27 protein-coding genes and 3 tRNA genes are annotated in these 23373 nt (G+C 71.6%); 14 read left to right on the top strand and 16 right to left on the bottom strand.

What is annotated here, in order from left to right:
- Positions 1-37 precede the first annotated feature (37 nt).
- Complete coding sequence (locus tag IE257_RS26630; RefSeq protein ID WP_189972440.1) at positions 38-463, bottom strand: SSI family serine proteinase inhibitor; 426 nt, start codon at positions 461-463, stop codon at positions 38-40.
- A 187-nt stretch (positions 464-650) separates the two neighbouring features.
- Between IE257_RS26630 and IE257_RS26625 the strand changes: the two genes are divergently transcribed.
- From IE257_RS26625 to IE257_RS26615, 3 genes are all read left to right on the top strand, one after another.
- Positions 651-741 (top strand) — tRNA-Ser (locus tag IE257_RS26625).
- A 218-nt stretch (positions 742-959) separates the two neighbouring features.
- Positions 960-1032 (top strand) — tRNA-Arg (locus IE257_RS26620).
- Between the two features lie 194 nt (positions 1033-1226).
- Positions 1227-1592, top strand: coding sequence for a PH domain-containing protein (locus IE257_RS26615; protein ID WP_030384022.1), 366 nt, complete (start codon positions 1227-1229; stop codon positions 1590-1592).
- An 18-nt stretch (positions 1593-1610) separates the two neighbouring features.
- Here IE257_RS26615 and IE257_RS26610 read toward each other — a convergent pair whose 3' ends face one another.
- Positions 1611-2525 carry an SMP-30/gluconolactonase/LRE family protein gene (locus IE257_RS26610; RefSeq protein WP_189972439.1) on the bottom strand — a complete coding sequence of 305 codons (915 nt, stop codon included), beginning with the start codon at positions 2523-2525 and terminating at the stop codon, positions 1611-1613.
- Positions 2526-2632: 107 nt separating this feature from the next.
- Here IE257_RS26610 and IE257_RS26605 point away from each other — a divergent pair, with 107 nt between their 5' ends.
- From IE257_RS26605 to IE257_RS26565, 9 genes are all read left to right on the top strand, one after another.
- Positions 2633-3067 (top strand): Lrp/AsnC family transcriptional regulator, encoded by a 435-nt coding sequence (locus IE257_RS26605; protein ID WP_030384024.1) that lies wholly within the window; start codon positions 2633-2635, stop codon positions 3065-3067.
- Positions 3064-3960 carry a DUF2797 domain-containing protein gene (locus IE257_RS26600; protein ID WP_189972438.1) on the top strand — a complete coding sequence of 299 codons (897 nt, stop codon included), beginning with the start codon at positions 3064-3066 and terminating at the stop codon, positions 3958-3960. The genes IE257_RS26605 and IE257_RS26600 overlap by 4 nt, the downstream gene beginning before the upstream one ends.
- A 115-nt stretch (positions 3961-4075) precedes the next feature.
- Entirely contained in the window at positions 4076-4414 is a 339-nt protein-coding gene (locus tag IE257_RS26595) for an antibiotic biosynthesis monooxygenase family protein (protein WP_189972437.1), read from the top strand.
- Positions 4371-5279, top strand: a complete 909-nt coding sequence (locus IE257_RS26590) for an amidohydrolase family protein (RefSeq protein WP_372453117.1) — start codon at positions 4371-4373, stop codon at positions 5277-5279. The genes IE257_RS26595 and IE257_RS26590 overlap by 44 nt, the downstream gene beginning before the upstream one ends.
- Before the next feature lie 122 nt (positions 5280-5401).
- On the top strand, positions 5402-6169 hold the full coding sequence (locus IE257_RS26585) for a response regulator transcription factor (protein ID WP_281064106.1): 768 nt from the start codon (positions 5402-5404) through the stop codon (positions 6167-6169).
- A gap of 74 nt (positions 6170-6243) precedes the next feature.
- The gene (locus tag IE257_RS26580) at positions 6244-7707 is read left to right on the top strand and encodes a sensor histidine kinase (protein WP_372453118.1); all 1464 of its coding nucleotides are present in this window, start codon (positions 6244-6246) and stop codon (positions 7705-7707) included.
- Between the two features lie 25 nt (positions 7708-7732).
- Complete coding sequence (locus IE257_RS26575) at positions 7733-9001, top strand: bifunctional glycosyltransferase family 2/GtrA family protein (protein WP_189972435.1); 1269 nt, start codon at positions 7733-7735, stop codon at positions 8999-9001.
- Positions 8998-11172: an ArnT family glycosyltransferase gene (locus tag IE257_RS26570; RefSeq protein WP_189972434.1), complete on the top strand. Its 2175-nt coding sequence runs from the start codon at positions 8998-9000 to the stop codon at positions 11170-11172. The genes IE257_RS26575 and IE257_RS26570 overlap by 4 nt, the downstream gene beginning before the upstream one ends.
- 122 nt (positions 11173-11294) lie before the next feature.
- The gene (locus IE257_RS26565; RefSeq protein WP_189972433.1) at positions 11295-11990 is read left to right on the top strand and encodes a TetR/AcrR family transcriptional regulator; all 696 of its coding nucleotides are present in this window, start codon (positions 11295-11297) and stop codon (positions 11988-11990) included.
- On the opposite strand, the gene IE257_RS26560 is transcribed toward IE257_RS26565, so the two are convergent.
- Positions 11987-13552: an MDR family MFS transporter gene (locus IE257_RS26560; RefSeq protein ID WP_505383559.1), complete on the bottom strand. Its 1566-nt coding sequence runs from the start codon at positions 13550-13552 to the stop codon at positions 11987-11989. The two genes, IE257_RS26565 and IE257_RS26560, sit on opposite strands and share 4 nt — an antisense overlap.
- 74 nt (positions 13553-13626) lie before the next feature.
- Complete coding sequence (locus tag IE257_RS26555; protein ID WP_189972561.1) at positions 13627-14064, bottom strand: MarR family winged helix-turn-helix transcriptional regulator; 438 nt, start codon at positions 14062-14064, stop codon at positions 13627-13629.
- A 166-nt stretch (positions 14065-14230) separates the two neighbouring features.
- On the opposite strand from IE257_RS26555, the gene IE257_RS26550 reads away from it, so the two are divergent.
- A complete protein-coding gene (locus tag IE257_RS26550) occupies positions 14231-14476 on the top strand; it encodes a hypothetical protein (RefSeq protein ID WP_189972431.1) in 246 nt (81 codons plus the stop codon).
- Positions 14477-14586: 110 nt separating this feature from the next.
- Here the strand turns inward: IE257_RS26550 and IE257_RS26545 are convergent, their stop codons facing one another.
- The 10 genes from IE257_RS26545 to IE257_RS26500 all read right to left on the bottom strand — a co-directional run bounded on the left by IE257_RS26545 (position 14587) and on the right by IE257_RS26500 (position 21390).
- Positions 14587-15372: a hypothetical protein gene (locus tag IE257_RS26545; protein ID WP_229920673.1), complete on the bottom strand. Its 786-nt coding sequence runs from the start codon at positions 15370-15372 to the stop codon at positions 14587-14589.
- Positions 15373-15422: 50 nt separating this feature from the next.
- Positions 15423-16274 (bottom strand): RNA polymerase sigma factor SigF, encoded by an 852-nt coding sequence (locus IE257_RS26540; RefSeq protein ID WP_189972430.1) that lies wholly within the window; start codon positions 16272-16274, stop codon positions 15423-15425.
- A 230-nt stretch (positions 16275-16504) separates the two neighbouring features.
- Entirely contained in the window at positions 16505-17383 is an 879-nt protein-coding gene (locus IE257_RS26535; RefSeq protein WP_372453119.1) for an RNA polymerase sigma factor SigF, read from the bottom strand.
- A gap of 231 nt (positions 17384-17614) precedes the next feature.
- A complete protein-coding gene (locus IE257_RS26530; RefSeq protein WP_184791566.1) occupies positions 17615-17776 on the bottom strand; it encodes a hypothetical protein in 162 nt (53 codons plus the stop codon).
- A gap of 379 nt (positions 17777-18155) precedes the next feature.
- Positions 18156-18446: a hypothetical protein gene (locus IE257_RS26525; protein ID WP_189972428.1), complete on the bottom strand. Its 291-nt coding sequence runs from the start codon at positions 18444-18446 to the stop codon at positions 18156-18158.
- A gap of 108 nt (positions 18447-18554) precedes the next feature.
- A tRNA-Ser gene (locus IE257_RS26520) sits at positions 18555-18639 on the bottom strand.
- A 134-nt stretch (positions 18640-18773) separates the two neighbouring features.
- Positions 18774-19202: a tRNA adenosine(34) deaminase TadA gene (tadA, locus tag IE257_RS26515; protein WP_229920687.1), complete on the bottom strand. Its 429-nt coding sequence runs from the start codon at positions 19200-19202 to the stop codon at positions 18774-18776.
- A 50-nt stretch (positions 19203-19252) separates the two neighbouring features.
- Positions 19253-19801, bottom strand: coding sequence for a tRNA adenosine deaminase-associated protein (locus IE257_RS26510; RefSeq protein WP_030384041.1), 549 nt, complete (start codon positions 19799-19801; stop codon positions 19253-19255).
- Between the two features lie 376 nt (positions 19802-20177).
- Positions 20178-20357 carry a hypothetical protein gene (locus IE257_RS26505; RefSeq protein ID WP_030384042.1) on the bottom strand — a complete coding sequence of 60 codons (180 nt, stop codon included), beginning with the start codon at positions 20355-20357 and terminating at the stop codon, positions 20178-20180.
- An 82-nt stretch (positions 20358-20439) separates the two neighbouring features.
- Entirely contained in the window at positions 20440-21390 is a 951-nt protein-coding gene (locus IE257_RS26500) for a universal stress protein (RefSeq protein WP_229920672.1), read from the bottom strand.
- Positions 21391-21554: 164 nt separating this feature from the next.
- Here IE257_RS26500 and upp point away from each other — a divergent pair, with 164 nt between their 5' ends.
- Positions 21555-22190: a uracil phosphoribosyltransferase gene (gene upp, locus IE257_RS26495; RefSeq protein ID WP_030010426.1), complete on the top strand. Its 636-nt coding sequence runs from the start codon at positions 21555-21557 to the stop codon at positions 22188-22190.
- Between the two features lie 100 nt (positions 22191-22290).
- On the opposite strand, the gene IE257_RS26490 is transcribed toward upp, so the two are convergent.
- Together IE257_RS26490 and IE257_RS26485 are read right to left on the bottom strand one after the other, a co-directional pair.
- Positions 22291-22962: a LytR C-terminal domain-containing protein gene (locus IE257_RS26490; protein ID WP_229920671.1), complete on the bottom strand. Its 672-nt coding sequence runs from the start codon at positions 22960-22962 to the stop codon at positions 22291-22293.
- 93 nt (positions 22963-23055) lie between these two features.
- Complete coding sequence (locus tag IE257_RS26485) at positions 23056-23352, bottom strand: type II toxin-antitoxin system VapB family antitoxin (RefSeq protein ID WP_030010424.1); 297 nt, start codon at positions 23350-23352, stop codon at positions 23056-23058.
- Positions 23353-23373 lie beyond the last annotated feature (21 nt).

Here is a 23373-nt window from a genome sequence, read left to right as displayed (position 1 = left end):
TGCGGCGGATACCGCCCATCCCGTGCATCCTCCCAGGTCAGGAACGCCCACTCGGAAGCAGAGGTTCCAACTTGTCCCAGCGGCTGATTTCGCATCCGTTGGTCCGCCGAAACGTGGAGTCCACCCTGTGGCCGTGCCAGGTTCCGGTGATCCGGGCGGTGGCGGGGCCCCCGTACTGCATGGAGCAGATCTGCCGCTGGGACGCGGGGGCGAACGGGTCCTTCCCCTCCCTGGCGAACTGGTCCAGCCGGGCGCAGGCCCCCTCCGCCTGGGGGTGATCGCCGCCGACGGGGTCGCATTCGAGCCGGTACTCCCGGTCCAAGTGACGGTTCCCGGTGTCGGTCATGGCGATGGTGAGGCGGTCGGGTGTCGCCAGCAGCCGGCCCAGTGGCAGCGGGGGCAGCGGCCCCGCCGCCGCGGCGGCCAGGGCGGAGGTGACGGCGAAGGCGGCGAGACGCAGCATGGGGCACTCCAGGTCGTCCGTACGTCGTACGCCTGCCCAACGACGAGGGTCCTGCCGACGTTGCGTGCCACGGCCGCTTTAAGGCTTTGCCCTCCGCCCGTCCCGCCTAGTACCGTGGGAGCGGATTGGTGAGGGGCCCTGCGCCTGTGTCATCATCTGCACGCACCTTCGTACGCGAGGGTGTGCTGGAGGCGTCGCCTAGTCCGGTCTATGGCGCCGCACTGCTAATGCGGTTTGGGTCTTACCACCCATCGAGGGTTCAAATCCCTCCGCCTCCGCACCTCATCGAAGCCCCGGTCCTGACGGACCGGGGCTTCGATGCGTTCCGGGGCAATTCGGTCGGCCGCAGCCTCTGCGCGAGCCCATCCGGATGATCTTCTTCCAGCGCGTTTCCGCAGGTCAGTAGCGGTTTGGCTAATGGATTTCGCGTCCCGGCGAGGTCCATGTATTGTTGTTCTCGCAAGGCCAACGGGGCGCAAAACCCCGAGAAGCCCAAGCACTCGTAGCTTAACGGATAGAGCATCTGACTACGGATCAGAAGGTTGCAGGTTCGAATCCTGCCGAGTGCACAGCAGGACAGAGGCCCCGGACGGAAGTCCGGGGCCTCTGTCGTATGCCCCGACGCTTCCCGTCTCCTCCTTGATGGGGACGGGGTCCCCCGGAGGATGTCAGGGGTGGGATGGCTCTGGCGGGGGACGCCGACCACGGGCCGGCCTCGGTACGGTTTCCGAAGATCGTTCGAAGTCGGAAAACGGGGGCACTCATGGGACTGTTCGGGAACGCGCACACCGTCGACCCCGTGTCGGCGCAGCGGGACTACGCGCGACTGCTGGGGCAGGGGGAGCAGGTGCATGCCGCCTACCTGCTGATCCGGGACACGATCCTGTTCACGGACCGGCGGCTGGTGCTCGTCGACAAGCAGGGGCTCACGGGGAAGAAAGTGGAGTACCACTCCATCCCGTACCGGAGCATCACGCACTTCTCCGTCGAGACCGCCGGGCACTTCGATCTCGATGCCGAGCTCAAGATCTGGATATCCGGCAGCTCGACGCCGATCGAGAAGACCTTCACCAAGGGTGTCGACATCTACGAGGTGCAGGCGATCCTGACGCAGTTCGTCGCCCGGTAGTCGGGCGGGTCGGCCCGGCTACCGCAGGACGCGGGGGAGGCCGGTCACCGACATCACCAGGGAGTAGAGCGAGGTGGTGGCGGTGATGAAGAGGCGGTTGTTCTTGGCGCCGCCGAAGGCGATGTTCGAGACCGGTTCGGGGACGCGGAGGCGGCCGATCAAGGCGCCGTCGGTGGCGTAGCACCGGACACCGTCCTCCATCGCGGCCGCCCACAGCCGGCCCTCGTCGTCGAAGCGGATGTTGTCGACCCGGGGGCAGGTGGTGAAGACCCGGTCGTGGGTGAGGGCGCCGTCGTCGGCGACCTTGAAGGCGCGGATGTGGCCGGCCCGGGTGTCCGCCGCGTACAGCTCGCTCTCGTCGGGAGAGAAGACGAGGCCGTTGGGGCCGAGGAAGCCGTCGGCGACCATTCGGACCTCGCCGGTGGAGGGGTCGGCGCGGTAGAGGTTGCATGCGCCGATCTCGCCGGGTGCGCGGTGGCCCTCGTAGTCGCTGGTGATGCCGAAGTCCGGGTCGGAGAACCAGACGGAGCCGTCAGAGCGGACCACCGCGTCGTTCGGGCTGTTGAGGCGCTTGCCGTCGAAGCGGTCGGCGATGACGGTGAGGCTGCCGTCCGGTTCGGTGCGGGTGACGCGCCGGTTGCCCTGCTCACAGGTGATCAGGCGGCCTTCGCGGTCCAAGGTGTTGCCGTTGGGGTGGCCGGCCGGTGAGCGGAAGACGGAGACGGCGCCGGTCGCCTCGTCCCAGCGCAGCATCCGGTCATTGGGGATGTCGCTCCACACCAGTTGCCGCCAGGCGGGCAGGTAGAGCGGGCCCTCCGCCCAGCGGCAGTCGTCGTGGAGCCGCTCCAGCCGGGCGTCGCCATTGGCGCAGCGGCCGGTCCGGAAGCGCTCGTCCAGAATCTCGTACAAGGTGAGGTCGGCTATGGCAGACATGATTCCCCCTGGAAGAGTTCTACCGAATTATCTTCGGTCTGATGGTGAGATTGCAGGATCAGGTACCGTCTTCGCAAGGGTCGACAGGCCCACGAGAGGAAGATTGCGTGGACGACATCGACCGTGCGCTCGTCCTGCGCCTGCAGCAGGACGCCGGCCAGTCGTACGCCGCCTTGGGCACGGCCGTCGGACTCTCGGCGGGGGCGACCCACGAGCGTGTGCGCAAACTGCGCGAGCGCGGGGTGATCCGGCGGACCACCGTCGACGTCGACCCGGCCGCCGTCGGCAGCGGAGTGCTGGCCTACGTGATGGTCGACTCCAACGCGTGGATGGGCGAGTCCGGCGCCGACTTCGCGGCGATCCCCGAGATCCAGGAGGCGCACATCATCGCGGGCAGTGCGTCCGTGCTGGTCAAGGTGCGCACGGCGTCGACCGAGCAGCTGCAGGACGTCCTGCGCCGCCTCTACGCCATCAACGGCGTCAGCGGTACGCACGCCACCGTCGTCCTTGACACCTTCTTCGAGCGGCCCCTCCCGCTGTGACGTGGTGGTGCACCGGGATCCGGTGGAAGGGCGGCCGCCCCGCCATCGGGTGGTACGGGGACGGGCGAGGCGAGCGGGTGAGCGAGCTCGTGTACGGGCAGCGGATCGCCTTCGCCGCACGCGGGGAGCGGCACTGCCTCGGGGTGTGGCGGACGGGGAAGCGTACGCCCTGCCCCACCGCGGAGACCGTGCCGGGCCGCACCGGGAACGCGCAGTGCCCCGAATGCGCCCGCCTCGACCGGTCGTTCTCCGTGGCGGCCGACACCAACGCCGCCGATCCGCGGACCTACCGGGTCTATCTGGCCTGGTTCGGGCCCGGCATGGTCAAGGTGGGAATCACCGCCGAGGAGCGTGGTCCGGCCCGGCTGCTGGAGCAGGGGGCGGTGGCATGGGCCTGGCTCGGGCGGGGTCCGCTGATGGCCACCCGGCGCACCGAGGAACTGCTGCGGGCGGCGCTCGGGGTGCCCGACCGCATCGCGTACACCCGCAAGCGCGCCGTACGGGCGCACCTGCCGGGTGCGCCCGACCGGGCCCGGGAGGTCGCAGAGCTGCACGCACGGGCGGCGGCGCTGCCCGGGTGGCCGGAGTCGCTGGAGCGGGTGGAATGCGCAGTGGCCGACCACGCCGGGGCATTCGGGTTGGACGCACTGACCGGTCCGCCCGGGCCGGAGCGGGTGCTCACCGAGATGGTGCCCGGCGGGTCCGTCGTGGGCCGGCTGGTGGGCGCGGCCGGTCCCGACCTGCACCTCGCGGACGGGCTCGTGGTGGACGCCCGGCTGCTGGCCGGCTGGGAACTCACCGCCCCCGGGGAGGAGGCGGTGACCGCGGTGCCCACGGTGCAGATCCCGCCCGCCGACGCCGGGGCTCCCGCCGCGCAGGACGGGCTGTTCTGACCACGGTGGACCGCGGCGCGGCCTGCAGCGGTCATGGTCAAAACTTGGATCCCTTTGGCCTCCCGGAGCCGTTTGCGATGGACATGCCGGGGGTCCGCCGCCGAGGGTGTTCGACATGACCACTCAGCCGGTACCGGCCTTCGAACCCCCTTATGTCATGGCTGTTTTCAGCAACACCCGTGCCGCCGACGACAGCGGATACCCCGAGACCCTCGCGCGGTTGAATGAGATCGTCCGGGCGAATCCCGGCTTCCTCGGGTACGAGTCCGCGCGTACCCCCGGCGGCCTCGGCATCACCGTCGCCTACTTCCGCGACCACGAGTCCCTCACCGTCTGGCGGGAGGACCTGGAGCACCGCGCGGCGATGAAGCAGGGCCGCGCCGACTGGTACGAGAGCTACACCCTGCACGTTGCGACCGTCGAGCGGAGCCACGGCTTTGTCCGCAACGGCTGAGGCGGTCCGCGCCTTCCGGGAGCGACTCGGACTGCCCGGACTGGTCGACGTCCACACGCACTTCATGCCCGAGCGGGTCCTGGACAAGGTCTGGGACTACTTCGACGCGGTCGGCCCGCTGACCGGCGTCGCGTGGCCCATCACCTACCGGCACGAGGAGGAGCAGCGCGTCGCGCTGCTGCGGGAGTTCGGGGTCCGTGCCTTCACCGCCATGCTCTACCCGCACAAACCGGCGATGGCCGCCTGGCTCAACGCCTGGTCCGCCTCTTTCGCCGCCCGCACCCCCGACTGCCTGCACACCGCGACCTTCTTCCCGGAGGAGGGCGTGACCGCCTACGTCCGGCGCGCCGTCGACTCAGGGGCCCGGATCTTCAAGGCGCACCTCCAGGTCGGTGGCTACGACCCGAACGACGAGCGGCTCGACCCCGTCTGGGGGCTGCTCGCCGAGGCCGGCATCCCGATCGTGGTCCACTGCGGATCCGGCCCCGTCCCGGGCAAGTACACCGGCCCCGATCCGATCACCCGCCTGCTGGCCCGCCACCCGAGGCTCCCGCTGGTCATCGCCCACATGGGCATGCCCGAGTACGCCGATTTCCTCGACCTCGCCGACCGGTACGCGGAGGTCCGCCTGGACACCACCATGGCCTTCACCGACTTCTCCGAGCAGCTCAGCGGCTTCCCGCCCGGTGACCTGGGACGGCTCGCGGACCTCGGTGACCGGATCCTGCTCGGGACCGATTTCCCGAACATCCCCTACCCCTACGAGCACCAGCTCGTGGCCCTCGAACGGCTCGGCCTCGGCGACGACTGGCTGCGCGCGGTCTGCCACGACAACGGCGCCCGGCTCTTCCGACTCGAAGGCTGACGCCCGGCCCCGGCCCCGGCCCCGGCCGCCCGCGCCAGGTCCCCGTAGCGCCTTTTCCTTTCTCAGGAAATTCACAGGTAGGCGCAAGAACGCTCTCAGAGGCACCGGCCAGCGTGGTCGGTATGACTGCGACGACCACCTCCCATGCGTCCACGTCCACCAACCACCCCGCGGCCCTGGTGCGGCCCGACGGCGGACCCTGCCGGGTCCTCGTCGTCGACGACGAGGCCTCGCTCTCCGAGCTGCTCTCCATGGCCCTGCGCTACGAGGGCTGCGAGGTCCGCAGCGCCGGCGACGGGGCCGGAGCGGTGCGGGCGGCGAGGGAGTTCCGGCCGGACGTCGTCGTCCTCGACATCATGCTCCCCGACATGGACGGCCTGGCCGTCCTGGGGCGGCTGCGCCGGGAGATCCCGCAGGTCCCCGTGCTGTTCCTGACCGCCAAGGATTCGCTGGAGGACCGGATCGCGGGCCTCACCGCGGGCGGCGACGACTACGTCACCAAGCCCTTCAGCCTGGAGGAGGTCGTCGCCCGGCTGCGCGGCCTGGTCCGGCGCTCCGGCGCGGCACAGGCCGCGCGCGGCGGCTCGGTGCTGGCCGTCGGCGACCTGCGACTGGACGAGGACAGCCACGAGGTGGTGCGGGGCACCCGGGAGGTTCACCTGACCGCCACCGAGTTCGAGCTGCTGCGCTACCTGATGCGCAATCCGCGGCGCGTGCTGAGCAAGGCGCAGATCCTGGACCGGGTCTGGTCCTACGACTTCGGCGGCCAGGCCAATGTGGTCGAGCTCTACATCTCCTACCTGCGCAGGAAGCTGGAGAGCGGTATCGGCATGCCGCCGATGATCCACACCCGGCGCGGCGCCGGATACCTGATCAAGCCGGCCGAGTAGTGGCCCTGCGTACGAAACGGCGACCGCGCGGCCGCCGGCCCTGGTCGCTGCGCACCCGGCTCGTCGTCTCTGCGGTGGCACTGATTGCCGTGGTGGGCGCGGCCATCGGAACCGTCACCACCTTCGCCCTGCGCTCGTACCTGGTCACCGAGCTCGACGAACAGCTGAAGACCTCCGTCAGGATGGCCGCCCGGGCGCCCGGCGGGAAACCGGCCCGGGAGAACAGCGCCGGCTTCGTCATGGCTCCCGGCAGCCCGCTGGACGCCGCCGGGATCCGGCTCGATCCCGCCGGGACGGTTCTCGGGACCGCGCGCAATGCCCGCGGCGACGGCTGGTCGGCCGACCCGCCGCCACCGCTGACCGAGGCCCAGGGCAAGACCCTCGCCCAGGCCGCCCGCAAAGCCGCGCAGGGCAAGTCCGAGCCCGTGGACGCCGAGCTTCCCGGACTCGGCAGCTACCGGGTACTGATCGCCCCCGACGGGAGCCTCGCCCTCGGCTTCCCGCTGAGCGACGTCGATTCCACCGTGCGCACCCTGGTCGGCGTGGAGCTCTGCGTGACCCTGGCCGGCCTGATCGCGGCCTCCCTCGCCGGGCAGGTCCTGGTCGGGGTCGCCCTGCGCCCACTGCGCCGGGTGGCCGCCACCGCCACCCGGGTCTCCGAACTCCCCCTCCACAAGGGCGAGCCCGCCCTCCACGAGCGGGTCCCGGAGGCCGAGGCCGACCCCCGCACCGAAGTGGGCCAGGTCGGCGCGGCCCTCAATCGGATGCTGGGCCATGTCTCCTCCGCCCTCACCGCCCGCCAGCAGAGCGAGATGCGGGTCCGGCAGTTCGTCGCCGATGCCAGCCACGAGCTGCGCACCCCGCTGGCTTCCATCCGCGGCTACGCCGAACTGACCCGCCGCGGACGCGAGGAGCCGGGCCCCGACACCCGGCATGCCCTGGGCCGGATCGAGTCCGAGGCCACCCGGATGACCGGCCTGGTCGAGGACCTGCTGCTGCTGGCCCGGCTCGACGCGGGCCGCCCGCTGTCCACCGCCGACGCCGACACCGACCTGGCCCCGCTCGTGGTCGACGCGGTCAGCGACGCCCGCGCCGCCGGTCCCGAGCACCACTGGCGCCTGCACCTGCCCGACGAGCCGGCACCGGTACGGGCCGACCCGGCGCGGATCCAGCAGGTCCTGGTCAACCTGCTCGCCAACGCCCGTACCCACACCCCGCCGGGCACCACCGTCACCGCCCATGTTTCACGTGAAACATCCGCCGTCCGGCTGCGCATCGAGGACGACGGACCCGGCATCGCGCCCGATCTGCTCCCCCGCGTCTTCGAGCGCTTCGCCCGCGGCGACGCCTCGCGCTCCCGGGCCGCGGGCTCCACCGGACTCGGACTGGCCATCGTCCAGGCCGTGGTCACCGCGCACGGCGGGCGGGTCGACGTGCGGAGCAAGCCCGGACGGACCTGCTTCGAGGTACTGCTGCCACACGCGCGGCCGGACCGCGCCGCCTCACAGGCAGGGCACAGGCTCAGCACACAGCGGTGACAGGGCCCCCCGCGAGTGTCGGACCATGCGAACCGACACCTCTCCCGGGGCCCTTCCGGCCCGGGCGCCCCTCGCGCCCGTGCCCGGCGAGCCCGTCCTCGACGTGGTGATCCCTGTGTTCAACGAGGAGGAGGACCTCGGCCCGTGCGTCCGCAGACTGCACGAGCACCTCACCCGGACCTTCCCCTACCCGTTCCGGATCACGGTCGCCGACAACGCGAGCACCGACCGCACCCCCGAGGTCGCGCAGGGGCTCGCCGCCGCACTGGACGGCGTACGCAGCACCCGGCTGGAGGAGAAGGGCCGGGGCAGGGCCCTGCGCACGGTGTGGTCCGGTTCCGAGGCCCCCGTCCTCGCCTACATGGACGTGGACCTCTCCACCGATCTCAACGCCCTGCTGCCGCTGGTCGCACCACTGATCTCCGGTCATTCCGACCTCGCCATCGGTACCCGCCTGGCCCGGACCTCACGGGTGGTGCGCGGAGCCAAGCGGGAGTTCATCTCCCGTGCCTACAACCTCCTCCTGCGGTCCTCCCTCGCCGCCCGGTTCAGCGACGCGCAGTGCGGATTCAAGGCGATCCGGCGCGAGGTGGCCGAACGGCTGCTGCCGTTGGTGGAGGACACCGGCTGGTTCTTCGACACCGAACTGCTCGTCCTCGCGGAGCGCGCCGGGCTGCGGATCCACGAGGTTCCGGTGGACTGGGTCGACGACCCCGACTCCACCGTCCACATCGTCCGTACCGCCACCGAGGACCTCAAGGGCGTCTGGCGCGTGGGCCGGGCACTCGCGGTCGGTGCGCTCCCCCTGGACCGGCTCGCCCGGCCCTTCGGCGACGATCCGCGCGATCGCGCCGCACTGCCCGGGGTCGAGGGGGGACTGGCCCGCCAGCTGCTCGGCTTCTGCGCCGTCGGAGCGCTGTCCACGGTGCTCTACCTGCTCCTGTACTCGGCGTTCCGGGCCGGGACCGGCGCGCAGTTCGCCAACGGCGCCGCACTGCTGCTCTCCGCGATCGCCAACACCGCCGCCAACCGCCGGCTCACCTTCGGGGTGCGCGGCCGGGACCGGGCCGTGCGCCACCAGGCCCAGGGGCTCGTGGTGTTCGGCATCGGGCTGGCCCTCACCAGCGGCTCGCTCGCCGCGCTCGCAGCGGCCACCGCCGATCCTGCCCACGGCACCGAACTGGCCGTGCTGATCACCGCCAACCTCGCCGCCACCGTGCTGCGCTTCCTGCTCTTCCGTGCCTGGGTCTTCCCCGAACGGCGCGACACCCTCGCGAAGGACGACATCCGATGACCACCGCAGCACCCTCGCTCTTCCCGGTCCCCGAGGCCCGCGCCGGCACCGGCCGCCGCACGGTCGACCGTCCCCGGTGGGAGCTCCCCTCCCTCGCCGGACTGCTGATCGCCACCGCCGCCCTGCTCCTGTGGGACCTGGGCTCCTCCGGCTACGCCAACTCCTTCTACTCCGCCGCCGTACAGGCGGGCAGCGAGAGCTGGAAGGCCTTCTTCTTCGGCTCCTCCGACGCCGGGAACTCCATCACCGTCGACAAGCCCCCGGCGGCCCTGTGGCCGATGATGCTGTCCGTCCGGCTCTTCGGGCTCGGAGCCTGGCAGATCCTCGTCCCGCAGGCCCTGATGGGCATCGCCACCACCGGTGTGCTGTACGCCGCCGTGCGCCGCCAGTTCGGCCCCGGAGCCGCGCTGCTGAGCGGTGCCGCGTTCGCACTGACGCCCGTCGCCGCTCTGATGTTCCGCTTCAACAACCCCGACGCGCTGCTGACCCTGCTGCTGACGGCCACTGTGTACTGCGTACTGCGCGCCCTCGACGGGGCCCGCACCCAGTGGCTGGTCTGGGCCGGGGTCGCGGTCGGCTTCGCCTTCCTCACCAAGACCCTGCAGGCCTTCGTCATCCTGCCGCCGCTGGCCCTGCTGTACGCCGTCTGCGCACCCACCCGGCTGCGCAAGCGGCTCGGCCAGTTGCTGCTGGCGGGGCTCGCGATGGTGGTGGCCGGAGGCTGGTGGGTCGCGGTCGTGGAACTGTGGCCGGCCTCCTCCCGCCCGTACATCGGCAGTTCGCAGAACAACTCCTTCCTGGAGCTGACCCTCGGCTACAACGGCCTCGGCCGGATCAACGGCAACGAGACCGGAAGCGTCGGCGGTGGCGGCCGCGCGGGCGGTGGAGGCGGAGGCTGGGGCGAGACCGGTATCGACCGGCTCTTCTCGGGCAACATCGGCGGGCAGATCGCCTGGCTGCTGCCGGCGGCCCTGGTGCTGCTGGTGGCCGGCCTGGTCGTCACCTGGCGGGCCCGCCGAGTCACCGACTCGCTGGACGGCATGGCCCGGGCGGCGTTCCTGGCCTGGGGCGGTTCGCTGCTGATCACAGCGGTCGTCTTCAGCTATATGCAGGGCATCTTCCACGAGTACTACACCGTGGCGCTGGCCCCGTTCGTGGCGGCGCTGATCGGCATGGGGTTCGCCGTGCTCTGGGAGGAGCGGGGCGGCACGGCCGCCGCGATCACCCTGTCCGGCACGCTCGCCCTGACTGCGGTCTGGTCGTTCGTACTGCTCGGCCGGGCCACCGGCTATCTGCCGTGGCTGCGCTGGGCGGTCCTGGCCGGCGGGCTGCTCGCCGCGGCCGCGCTGCCGTTCGCCGCGCGGGCGGGGCGCCGGATGCTCCAGGCCACCGCGGCGCTGGGGGTGGCAGCGGCGCTGGGTGGGCCGTTCGCGTACTGCCTGACCACGGTGAGCACCGCGCACACCGGCTCCATCGTGACCGCGGGTCCGGCGGTGGCGGGCGGCCGGGGCGGACCGGGCGGGATGATGGGCGGCCCCGGAGGCCCCGGCGAAATGCTCCAAGGCGGCCCGGGCGGGGCGCGGCAGGACGGTGGCGGCCGGCCGGGGGCCGGGCAGCAGGGCGGTACCCCGCCGCGAGGCGTCGCGCCGCAGGGGCAGGGCGGCCAGGGCGGGATGCCGCAGGGCCAGGGCGGTACGGGCGGTGCGGGTGCAGGACGCGGCGCCGAACGGTTCGGCGGCGGCCAGGGCGGTCCGGGCGGGCTGCTGAACGGCGCCCGGGTGAGCGCCGAGGCAAGGACGGCCCTCACCACCGACGCCGACGAGTACACCTGGGCGGCTGCCGCGATCGGCTCCCAGAACGCGGCGAGCTACCAGCTGGCCTCCGGGGCGCCCGTCATGCCGATCGGCGGCTTCAACGGCAGCGACCCCTCGCCGACCCTGGAGCAGTTCCAGGAGTACGTGCGGGACGGGAAGATCCACTGGTTCATCGGCCAGAGCACCACCACCGGCGGCGCCGAGGGCGGCATGCCCGGGGGCGGCGGCCGGGGCGGTCCCGGCGGCGGCCCGGGCGCTGGCAGCAGTACGGACATCGAGGCCTGGGTCAAGACCACCTTCAAGGCGACCACGGTCGGCGGAGCCACCTTCTACGACCTGACGGCTTCAGCGACCTGATCCGGCCTCACGGCACCGGACCCCGCCCGCTGATCCGGCCCGATCGGCAGGACACCCCCTAGCATCGAGAGTGCGGACCGGGCATTCCGGACTGATCCACCTGTCGTGAGGAGGGTGCCTGCATGGTGACCGCGGCCGATCCCGGCGAGACCCGGACCAGTGTGTGGCTGGCCACCAGGCCCGCACCCGCCAGACGCCGCAGCGAGGCACCCTCCGGGCTGGACCGGGACCGGATCACCGCCGCCACCGTGCGGCTCCTCGACGCCGACGGGCTGGCCCGGTTCTCGATGCGGCGGCTCGCCGCCGGGCTCGGGGTGACCGCGATGTCCCTGTACTGGTACGTCGACACCAAGCAGGACCTGCTCGAACTCGCCCTGGACCGTGCGCTCGGCGAGCTGAGGCTGCCGACCGCGGTCGAGGAGGGCGCGGTGGAGGGCGGCGGGGGTGGGGCGGACTGGCCGGGCCGGTTGCAGACGCTGGCCCGGAGCTACCGGCGGGTGCTGGCGGACCACCCGTGGGTGGCTCCGCTCACCGCCGCGTATCCGAACATCGGCCCGCACGCGCGGGCCTTCGACGCCGCCCTGCAGCGGCTGTTGGACGCCACCGGCCTGGTGGACGCCGCACGGACCGGCGCCCACCTGGCCGTCTCGCAGTTCCTGCACGGCTGCGGCGGGACGGTCCGGCGGGCGCCGGAGGGCGACTTCTGCCTCGCGCTCGACGTCCTGATCGCGGGCATCGAGGCCAAGGCACCGGCCGGGCACGTACCGGCCCGGCCGGTGCCCGACCGCTCGGGCACCGGCCGGGCAAGCACCGGCTAAGCCTTGACGACGGCCTCCGCGGGGGCCGCCTCGTTCGAGGCCGCGGCCGGGGCGTGGGCCGCCGGCTTCGACTGCAGGGCGACCTCCTTGATGAACACCACCAGCACCAGTCCGAGCAGCGCGAACGGGGCGGCGTAGAGGAAGACGTCGCCGACGCCGTGCCCGTACGCGGACTCGATGACCTCGCGGAACGGCGCGGGCAGCTTGTCCAGGTCGGGGATACCGCCCCCGGCGGTGCCGCCGTGGCCCAGGGCCGCGGCCTTCGGCCCGAGGGCGGCGAGGCCGTCCTGGACGTAGTGGGTGACCCGGTTGGCCATGACCGCGCCCAGCGCGGAGACGCCCATGGCGCCGCCGAGGGAGCGGAAGAAGGTGACGACCGAGCTGGCGGCGCCCAGGTCCTCGGGGGCCACCTGGTTCTGGGTGGCGAGGACCAGGTTCTGCATCATCATGCCGAGACCGAGGCCGGTCACCGCCATGTAGATCGCGATGTGCCAGTAGGGGGTGTCGTAGCGGAGGGTGCCGAGCAGACCCAGGCCGGCCGTCAGCAGGACGCCGCCGGAGACGAGCCAGGCCTTCCACCTGCCGGTCTTGGTGATCACCTGACCGGAAAGGGTGGAGGAGACGAAGAGGCCGGCGATCATCGGAATCGTGAGGATTCCGGACATCGTCGGGGACTCACCGCGGGCCAACTGGAAGAACTGGCTGAAAAACACGGTGCCCGAGAACATCGCGATGCCCACGAACAGGGAGGCCGCCGAGGCCAGGCTGATGGTCTTGTTGCGGAACAGCCTCAGCGGGATGATCGGGTCGCTCGCGCGGGACTCGACCAGGATGAAGAGCAGGCCGAGCACGAGCGCGCCGCCCGTCATCGCCCAGGTCTGCCAGGAGATCCACTCGTAGGAGTCGCCGGCCTGCGTGACCCAGATCAGCAGCAGCGAGACGGCGCCGCTGATCAGGAAGGCGCCCAGCCAGTCCACCTTGACGTCGCGGCGCACGACCGGGAGGTGCAGGGTGCGCTGGAGCACGATCAGGGCGATGATCGCGAACGGCACGCCGACGTAGAAGCACCAGCGCCAGCCCAGCCACTCGGTGTCGGTGATGACACCGCCCAGCAGCGGGCCGCCGACGGTGGCGACGGCGAAGACCGCACCGAGGTAGCCGCTGTACCGGCCGCGCTCGCGCGGGGAGATCATCGCGGCCATCACGATCTGCGCCAGCGCCGACAGGCCGCCGACGCCGATGCCCTGGACCACGCGGCAGGCGATCAGGGTGCCGGTGTTCTGGGACATGCCCGCGACCACGGAGCCGAGGACGTAGATCACGAGGGATATCTGGACCAGCAGCTTCTTGCTGAAGAGGTCCGACAGCTTGCCCCACAGCGGGGTGGCGGCCGTCATCGACAGCAGGGCGGCGGTGACCACCCAGGTGTACGAGGACTGGGTGCCGCCGAGGTCGCTGATGATCTGGGGCAGGGCGTTCGAGACGATCGTGGACGAGAGGATCGCCACGAACATGCCGAGCATCAGCCCGGACAGCGCCTTCATGATCTGGGGGTGGGTCATGGTCACGGAGGTGTCCGTGGACGCGGGTGGGGTGTCGGTTGTCGTCTCCGACTGGGCCATGTCTTTCCTTACCTCTAGAAGCTCGATCGGAGTCGGGCCAGCAGGGTGTTGAGTACGTCGATGTCCTGGGGGGACCAGCCGTGGAGGGCTCTTTCCAGCGAGGCCGTGTAGCGGGCGCCGAGCTCGGTGAGGAGCGCCCGTCCGGCCGGGGTGAGCCGCAGGATCCGGCAGCGTCCGTCGACGGGGTCGATCTCCCGCTCGATCCAGCCGCGGTCGGCGATGTGCGTGACGTGCCGGCTGGTCACCGAGATGTCGACCGCCATGAACTCGGCCAGCCGGCTCAGGCGCATCTCCCCGTGCCGGTCGAGCACGGTCAGGACGGCGGCGGCGCCGGGCGGGCAGTCCGGGGGCAGGTTCCGGGCGAGCTCGCGCTTGACCGCGCCGATTCCGGTGAGCTGGCGGGCCAGCTCCGCGTACGGAGTACCGGGAGCGGCCGAGGAGGTGGTCGCGATGGCCGACGTGGCCGGAGTGCGCTCAGTCGTGGGTGCGGTCTGCACGGTCACCGGGTTCCCCCATCTTGTTGCTTGAGGCAACCATAGAAGCGAATGGTTGCTACAGGCAAATGAATCCGGGGGTGGGGCGGTAAAGGAATCGGAAAACCGGCTAGGGTCCTGCTCCATGGCTGACAACCACAACTCACAGGTCCCCGAGGGCAACTACGACCCCGCGGGCAGCACGCAGATGTTCCGGGCCTTCGTCGAGGAGGCCGCGCCGGCCCGCCAGGCGGGTCCCGGATCCCGTCAGCAGCGCCGCGCCGAGCAGCAGCAGGGGCGGTCCGGGTCCTCGAACCCGGCCGTGAAGGTGGGGCTGGCCCTCGCCCTCGTGCTCGTCGTCGGAGTGGTCGCCTGGGCTGTCCTGCGCTGACGGTCTAGGTCGCCCGGGTGGGCCTGCCCCGACCGGCCTCCGACCGGCCTCTGACCGGCCTCCGACCGGCCCCCGACCGGCCCCCGACCGGACCCCGCGCCGCAGGCGGCTCAGCTCCAGGTGGCGGTGACCTTCCGGGTGTCCACATGCATGCCCAGCGGCACCCGCCAGGACTCCACGCACACCGTGTAGGTCTGCGTCTTCGCGGCCCCGCCCGCCAGAGGCGCCGGCAGGGGCTGGCTCGTGCTGATCGTGGCCCAGTCGATCCCGAGTGCGCCGATGATGTGGGTTGCGAAGGTGACCGTGCCCGCACGGGCCGCAGTGCTCCCGGTGTTGGTGAAGGTCACGGTGACCCGCTCGCACCAGCGGTCGGCCGCGGCCGACCGGACCGGCGCGGACAGCGTCAGCAGGGCCGGCGTGGACGCCGGCGGGCCCGGCGGAGTCGTGCCCGGTCCGGCGGGCGGGCTCGTCGGCGCGCCCGGCGGGGTCGGCCCGCCGGGCGGTGTGGGCGCGCCCGGAGTGCCGGGGGACGGTGGGGTGCTGCCCGGCCCGGTGGGGGCGCCGGAAGTGTTCCCGGAGCCGCCGGGGGCGGTGGTCGTTGCTCCGCCCGGGGCGGAGCCGCCCGGGGTCCCGGATCCCGCGGGACCGGACGTCGTATCGGAGGACTCCGCGGACGCGGAGGATCCGCCCGCCGGGTCCGGGCCGCCGAGCTGCTGGAACTCCACCTGACCCCGCGGCGCCACGTTCTCCCCCGCGCCCCGCTCGGGGCCCGGGGCCGCGGCGCCCACGGCGACATAGCCGCCCCGGGCCGGGCCGCCGCAGCCGGTGAGGCCGGCGGCGGCCGTGCAGCACAGGGCGAGGAGGGTGGTGGCGGCCGCTCGCGATCCCTTTCGCATCGCGCCAGTTTTACTGACGCATCGTCAATTGGGAAGCGCGAGGCGCCGTATCACTCCCCGATGAGGCCCACGCGCAGCTGCGCCAGGGTGCGGGTCAGCAGCCGGGAGACGTGCATCTGGGAGATGCCGACCTCCTCGCCGATCTGCGACTGAGTCATGTTCGCGAAGAACCGGAGCATGATGATCTGCCGTTCCCGGGGCGGGAGTTTGGCGAGCAGGGGCTTCAGGGACTCGCGGTACTCGACGCCCTCCAGTGCGGTGTCCTCGTAGCCGAGGCGGTCCGCGAGGGAGCCCTCGCCGCCCTCGTCCTCGGGGGAGGGCGAGTCGAGCGAGGAGGCGGTGTAGGCGTTGCCGACGGCGAGACCGTCGACCACGTCCTCCTCCGAGACCCCGAGCACGGCGGCGAGCTCCGGCACGGTCGGCGAGCGGTCCAGTTTCTGGGCGAGCTCGTCGCTGGCCTTGGTCAGCGCCAGGCGCAGTTCCTGGAGCCGGCGCGGGACGCGGACGGACCAGGAGGTGTCCCGAAAGAACCGCTTGATCTCGCCCACGACGGTCGGCATCGCGAACGTCGGGAACTCGACGCCGCGTTCGCAGTCGAAGCGGTCGATCGCCTTGATCAGGCCGATGGTGCCGACCTGGACGATGTCCTCCATCGGCTCGTTGCGGCTGCGGAACCGGGCGGCCGCGTAGCGCACGAGGGGCAGGTTCAGCTCGATCAGGGTGTCCCGTACGTACGCCCGGTCGGGGCTGTCCGCATCCAGGCCGGCAAGTCGCTGGAAGAGGGAGCGGGAGAGGGTGCGGGTGTCGATGGCTTCCGAGCGGTCGGACGCTACAGGTGCTGTCGGCGCAGGCACGCTCTTGACGAGCGTGAGCACCTTGGAGCTGCCCTGGTCTACGGACATGCCACCCCCTTGAGGTCGCGGACGGTCGCGTACGGCGCGCCCGTCGGAGGAACGCAGCCTCCACCTGAATACCGGAGGCGGGGCTGCGGCAAACGCGGTTCACGCAGAATGTCACATGTCGGCAACGCGCTGTAGCGCCATGTCGACATATATCTCCAGCGACAGAGCAGGTCAGGAGTCGATCAGTCCGATCTGTCGGGAAACGTGCGAATGATCTCCACTCGTTCCGGTTACGCCTCGATCCTGTTTGCGGATCTCAGTCGGGCGAAACTCCGGGCGAGGAGTCGGGAGACGTGCATCTGGGAGACGCCGAGCTCCACGCTGATCTGCGACTGCGTCAGATTGTTGTAGTACCGCAGGAGCAGGATCCTTTGCTCACGTTCGGGCAGCTGTACGAGGAGGTGGCGGACGAGGTCGCGGTGCTCGACCCCGGCCAGCTCGGGGTCCTCGTAGCCGAGGCGGTCCAGCAGCCCGGGCATGCCGTCGCCCTCCTGGGCGGCCTCCAGTGAGGTCGCGTGGTAGCTGCGCCCGGCCTCGATGCAGGACAGCACCTCGTCCTCGGTGATCCTCAGCCGCTCGGCGATCTCGGCGGTGGTCGGAGTGCGGCCGTGGAGGGTCGTGAGGTCCTCGGTGGCGGCGTTGACCTGGACCCACAGCTCGTGGAGGCGGCGCGGTACGTGGACGGTGCGGACGTTGTCGCGGAAGTACCGCTTGATCTCGCCGACGACGGTCGGCATCGCGAAGGTCGGGAACTGCACGCCGCGGTCCGGGTCGAACCGGTCGATGGCGTTGATCAGGCCGATGGTGCCGACCTGGACCACGTCCTCCATCGGCTCGTTGCGGCTGCGGAAGCGGGCGGCCGCGTACCGGACGAGCGGGAGGTTGGCCTCGATCAGGGCCCCGCGCACCCGGCTGTGCTCGCCGGTGCCCGGCTCCAGGTCCTTCAGCTGCCCGAAGAGGACCTGGGTGAGGGCCCGGGTGTCCGCACCCCTGCTGGGGGGTCTCGGTGCGACCGGGGGCTCCTCGGGCGGCGCCTGGAGGGGTTCCTGGCGGTGTTCCCGCTGGGGTTCCGACTGGGGCGGCACCTGGGGGTCCTGCTGGGGTGGCACTTGAGGCGCAGTACTGGCCGGCACGGTCACGCCACCCCTTCAGTCAACTCTCATCCATCAAAAGCGGTCATAGCATCACAAGAGATGTGCACTGTGTGCAAGCACCGTATATCGCCGTGTTGAGGGCAAGTTGGGCATAGCGGGGCATTATGCCCATTGGTGGGTATGCAAAAAGCCCCCCACCCGTCGGAGTGGGGGGCCGGAAGTCCGGGAACCGCTTCAGCGTACGGGTCAGCGCACCAGTTCGGTCATGAACTCGCCGATGCCGGATGCGGCATCCGATATCCCCTGGAAGCCTATTTCCACGATCTCGGCAGCCCTCTTCGGCTGGGTGATGATCACGAAGAGGACGAACACGGTGAGGGCACCCGTGATGAGCTTCTTGGTGTCCACGTGCGGGCGGCCTCCCCAACCGGTCCTTGCAAGTCGGGTGAGTCTAACCGGTCAGGATTGGGCACTCACCTGTCCTTTAAGGACCAATGGCCCGGTACTCCGGGTCCTTTGCCGTGGCGCGGTGGGTTGCGGCGGGCGCAGGATTGATGTGAGCCCACCGGTTCTGGCAGGAAACCGGTGGGTGAGGGACAGGGCCTCACTGCGGGGTCCGAGCCGCGAGCTTCCCCCTGACTGCGGCCCGGACCGGCAGGTCCGTCCTCATCGGGGGAAGTGGCTTTGTCCCCCCGATGCCGCTTCCCCCGTCCCGTGCGTCGAAGGTCCCGACCGTCGGTCGGGACCTTCCTCGCGTTGTCCCTGACCCCCGTCGGAGGCCGGGGTGCTACTCCAGGCCGCCGGCGAGGTCCGTGAGCGGCTGTACGGGTGCGATGACCGGGGCCAGCTGGTTGGGCAGCTCCATCAGCGCGTTGAGCTGGTTCGCACCGGCGCTGAGCTGCGACCCGATCTCCTGGACGGACGTGGGCTGGGCCCCGGCCGGCATGCCCGGGGCGGCCGCCGGCAGGTCCGGCAGGGTGAGCGGGGAGATCGGGGCGGCCGAGGCGGCGGGAGCGGCGAGGCCCGCGGCGGCCCCCGCGAGGGCGATGGCGGCGAGCATGCGCTGGGTCTTGGTCATACCGTGACAACGGCCGAGGGGGCGGGCGGTCACGCGGGTGTCCTCCGGAGAGAGGATCGGAAAACGCCGAGAGCCCCGACCCTTGCGGGGCGGGGCTCTCGATCGAAGCGGTAGTGGAGGGATTTGAACCCCCGATGGGTTGCCCCATACTCGCTTTCGAGGCGAGCTCCTTCGGCCACTCGGACACACTACCGAGATGGATCCTAGCCTAAGGACCCCCATCCGCCGAAATCGGCGTCCCCGGGGCGTCCCCGGGGCGTCTCCGGGGCGTCTCCCGGGGCCTCGCAGGTGCCGTGCGCAGGGCTTTCCCGAGCCCGGTCCGGCCGGTCAGAGGTCGCGGAAGAAGTCCTTCAGCTGCCTCGCGCACTCCTGCGCGAGGACACCGCGGACCACCTCCGGGCGGTGATTGAGCCTGCGGTCGCGTACGAGGTCCCACAGCGACCCCGCGGCGCCCGCCTTCTCGTCGTCCGCGCCGAAGACGACCCGGGCGACGCGCGACTGCACGAGCGCGCCCGCGCACATCACGCACGGCTCCAGGGTCACCACGAGGGTGCACCCCGGCAGCCGCCACTCCCCGACCGCGGCGGCCGCCCGGCGCAGCGCCAGTACCTCCGCGTGCGCCGTGGGGTCGCCGGTCGCCTCGCGTTCGTTGTACCCGGTGGCGAGGACCTTGCCGTCCGGGCCCAGCACGACGGCGCCGACCGGCACATCGCCGGCCGGCACCGCCCGGGCGGCCTCCTGGAGCGCCAGGCGCATGGAGTCCCGCCACGGATCCCGTACGGGATCGTCGGTGTTCGCAGGGAGCACTAGCGGACGGCCTCCAGGACCTCGGTGGCGCCGAGGGACTCGGCGATCTCCGAGAGGGCGTCCCCGTCCAGGGTCATCAGTTGTTTGTTGGTCACCCCGAGGTCGTCCAGCAGCATCGGGTCGCCGAGCGGACCGGCCGGTACCGGCTCCGCGCCGGCCCCGCCCGCCTCGTCCTCGTCGGCGTCCTCGTCCGTGAACGCGGCGACGGCATCCTCCTCGCCGTCCTCGGTGCCGTCGAGGTCCAGGTCGTCGAGTTCGTCGTCCTCCTCGTCGCTGCCCAGCAGCTCTTTGGTCAGCATCGAGCCGTAGGAGCTGCGGGCGGCCGCGGAGGCGTTCGATACGAAGTAGCGCGGGTCCTCCTCGCCGTCCACGCGGACGACGCCGAACCAGGCGTCCTCCTGCTCGATGAGGGCGACCACCGTGTCGTCGTCGACAGCGGCGGACCGGGCGAGATCGATCAGATCACTGAGGGACTCGACGTCGTCGAGTTCCATGTCGCTCGCTTCCCACCCGTCTTCGGTGCGCGCGAGCAGTGCGGCGAAATACACCGTGACTCTCCCACTGGTCTTAGGCGTGCCGGTTGGAGGTCCCCCCGGCCGGAGGATGGGGCAGAACGGCTGTGCTGCTCGCCGCCCGTACCCCGCCCAATCGGCATCGTGGCAGAAACAGCGGCTGAGCGAGAGGTCTTCCGCGCTTGCGTCGTGCCGTGCCGTGTCCCGGCGGGGGCCGTGCGGGGTTGCGGCGCTGGGGCGGCGGGGCCGTATCGAGGGGTGTGGGGCGGGCGGTGCGGCCCGGACGTGTCGCGGCGTGCCGGGGGCCGGAAGCCGCGCGGTGCACGCCTGCCGGGCCGGATCCGGCCCGCGGGGCCGGAATGCTCCGGGTGGCCGCTGCCGATCGGGGGCGATGACCGGCCAGACCGGGGGACTACCAGCGGAAGGTACGCATCCGCATCTGCTGGCGCATACGTGCCGCACGGGCGCGGCGGGGCTGGACGCGATCGCGCAGCTCACGCGCCTCCATCAGGTCGCGCAGGAACTGCGCGCGGCGGGCCCGGCGCTGCGCCGCGGTCTCCGGCGCCTCGTCGTTCGGCTGCGTCTCGGGCATCGGCCACCACCTGGGCTGGTCGGTCGTCCCCCCTGCACCCACCTTCCCCCGGACGGGCCGTTTGATGCCACCCCGCCGCAGGTCAGGCATCGTCCTTGAGGGTCGGGACCACGGCGACCGGACCGTGCGCGTGGTGGAGCACGGCGTGGGCCACCGAGCCGATCATCATCGACATGGCGGTGCGCCGCGGGTGGTGCCGGCCCACCACGACCAGCGCCGCTGCGCGGGAGGCGGTGACCAGCCGGCCCGCCGGGTCCCCGGGCACCGCGGCCTGCTCGACCGGGACGTCCGGAAACCGCTCACGGAACGGCGCCAGCCGCTCCGTCTGGGACCGCAGCATCTCCCGTTCGGCCGGTACGCCGTCCCCCTCGTCGGCCAGCCCTTCCGGCGGGATCACGGCGAAGGGGCTGTCGATCACCAGGGTCGGCGAGGGCGGGATGGCGTACGCGGAGACCACCTGGACGGTGGTCCCCCGCACGGCCGCCTCCGTGAAGGCGAAGGTCAGTACGTCGTCGGGGGTCTCGGCGGCGTGCAGCCCGAGCACCACCCGCCCGGCCGACTCCTCCGCCTCTGCGTCGGCGCCGGCGCTGCGTTCCGCGTGCGGGACCACGACCACCGGGCAGGCGGCCGTGCTCGCCACGGCACGGCTGCTGGAGCCGAGCAGCAGGCTGGCGAAGCCGCCGCGGCCCCGGGAGCCCATGACCAGCATCCGGGCCTGCGCCCCGATCACCCGCAGCGCCTCGGGCACCGAGCCCTCCAGGGCCTCGTACGTGACCCACTCGGGCAGCCCGGAGCCCTCGCCGCCGCCGAACAGGGACCGGATCCAGTCGCGCACGGGGTCGGCGAACTCCGCGGGCTGCGAGACGTCGTGCAGCGATGCCCGGCGCCCCGCATACAACTGGGCGTGGTCGGGCAGTACATGGGCGACCAGCAGCCCGCTGCCGTGCCGGAGGGCCTCGGTCCGCGCCCAGTCCAGAGCCCTGAGGCTGTGTTCCGATCCGTCGACGGCCGCGATCACCGGTGTGTTGCTCATCAGTCCAGCCTGCTGGGCGTCCGAGCGGGGCGCATCCGCAGGGCCGCGCCGGGCGTGGCCGCCGCTTCGGACGCGAAGGGGCCGCGTCAGCGCGTAGCCTTTTGGGTGCAGGTCGCGTCGTGCGACCGTTTTTGCAGGTCGCAGGCTGAGTTTTGGAGGATGTTGTGCGTTTGCAGGTCGTCGATCACCCCTTGGTGGCGCACAAACTCACCACCCTGCGCGACAAGCGCACCGACTCCGCCACCTTCCGGCGGCTGGCCGACGAGCTGGTGACCCTGCTCGCGTACGAGGCCACCCGGGACGTGCGCACGGAGCAGGCCGACATCGAGACCCCGGTGGCCCCGACCACCGGCGTGAAGCTCTCGCACCCGCGCCCGCTGGTCGTCCCGATCCTGCGTGCCGGTCTCGGCATGCTCGACGGCATGGTCCGGCTGCTGCCGACCGCCGAGGTGGGCTTCCTGGGCATGGTGCGCAACGAGGAGACCCTGGAAGCCTCCACGTACGCGACGCGCATGCCGGAGGACCTCTCGGGACGCCAGGTCTACGTCGTCGACCCCATGCTCGCCACCGGCGGCACGCTGGTCGCGGCGATCCAGGAGCTGATCAAGCGCGGCGCCGACGATGTCACGGCCGTGGTGCTGCTGGCCGCGCCGGAAGGCGTCGAGATCATGGAGCGCGAGCTGGCGGGCACGCCGGTGACGGTGGTGACGGCCGCGGTGGACGAGCGGCTCAACGAGCACGGCTACATCGTGCCGGGCCTGGGTGACGCGGGCGACCGGATGTACGGCTCGGCCGAGTAGAAGAGCCGTACGAGCCGTACGAGCCGTACGGGCTGAGCAGGCCGCCGCCTGCGGCCGTACGGCTCGTTGCGGCCGTACGGCGGTCCGGCGGTCCGGCCCTTCAGCAGTTCTTGGGCGCGGGCACGGGGTTGGCCAGGAGGGCCAGCGCCTTGTCCGCGTCCTCCTTCGTACTCAGCTCCTTGAAGGCGTCGCCCAGGATCAGGTCGACGTCCGCGGTCTCGCGGGTGTCGGTCTGCTGGGTGGTGCCGGCGAGCTGGGTGCCGAGTACGGAGAAGACGGCCTTGTCGGTCGTGGGGGAGCCCAGCAGTATCCCCGTGCCGGGGACCTTCTTGTCGAAGGTGGCCGGGGCGTTGCCCACGTTGCCGATCACGAAGCCGCGTTTGGCCAGTTCGTCACCGACTGCCTTGGCCAGACCCGCGCGCGGGGTCGCGTTGTAGACGTTGACCGTGATCTCCCCGGGCGGGGGGAGCACGACCGCCGGTTTGGCGGCGGCCGAGGCGGTGGAGGCGGCGGCGGGGCCGTTCTTGGCGGCGGCCTCGGGAGGCGTGGTCGGGCAGTCCTTGGCACCCGCAGCCGTGTTCCGCTTCGGGCTGTCGCCCCGGAACACGTCGATGAGCTGCAGGGCCCCGTAGCCGACCAGGGCCAGCGCAAGGATCGAGCCGAGCACGGCGAGGACGATCCGGGTACGGCTCCGCTTACGACTCATACGGGGGTAGGCGGCTCCCGTGACGCGGTACTTTCCGCCCATGCCGGGGGGAGTGAGCATGCTCATGGGCGCAGCGTAGTGCGGCCCGGTGTCGATGCCTACTAAATGATCTGCTGATAGGTCAATGGCGACCCGAAAGGCGCAATCCAGACGAAGTCGTCAGTCCATCTCGAGGACGCGCGCGTGCAGTACCTGGCGCTGCTGCAGGGCGGCGCGCACGGCGCGGTGCAGCCCGTCCTCCAGGTAGAGGTCGCCACGCCACTTCACGACGTGGGCGAACAGGTCGCCGTAGAAGGTGGAGTCCTCGGCGAGCAGCGTTTCGAGGTCCAGCTGGCCCTTGGTCGTCACGAGCTGGTCGAGCCGGACCGGGCGCGGCGCGACGTCCGCCCACTGCCGGGTGGTTTCCCTGCCGTGGTCGGGGTAGGGCCGTCCGCTTCCGATGCGCTTGAAGATCACACGGAAAGCCTACCGGGCCGG

This window comes from Streptomyces avidinii, assembly GCF_014650695.1.
In the GTDB taxonomy this organism is placed as follows: domain Bacteria; phylum Actinomycetota; class Actinomycetes; order Streptomycetales; family Streptomycetaceae; genus Streptomyces; species Streptomyces avidinii.
This window is presented reverse-complemented; position numbering and strand designations above follow the sequence as displayed.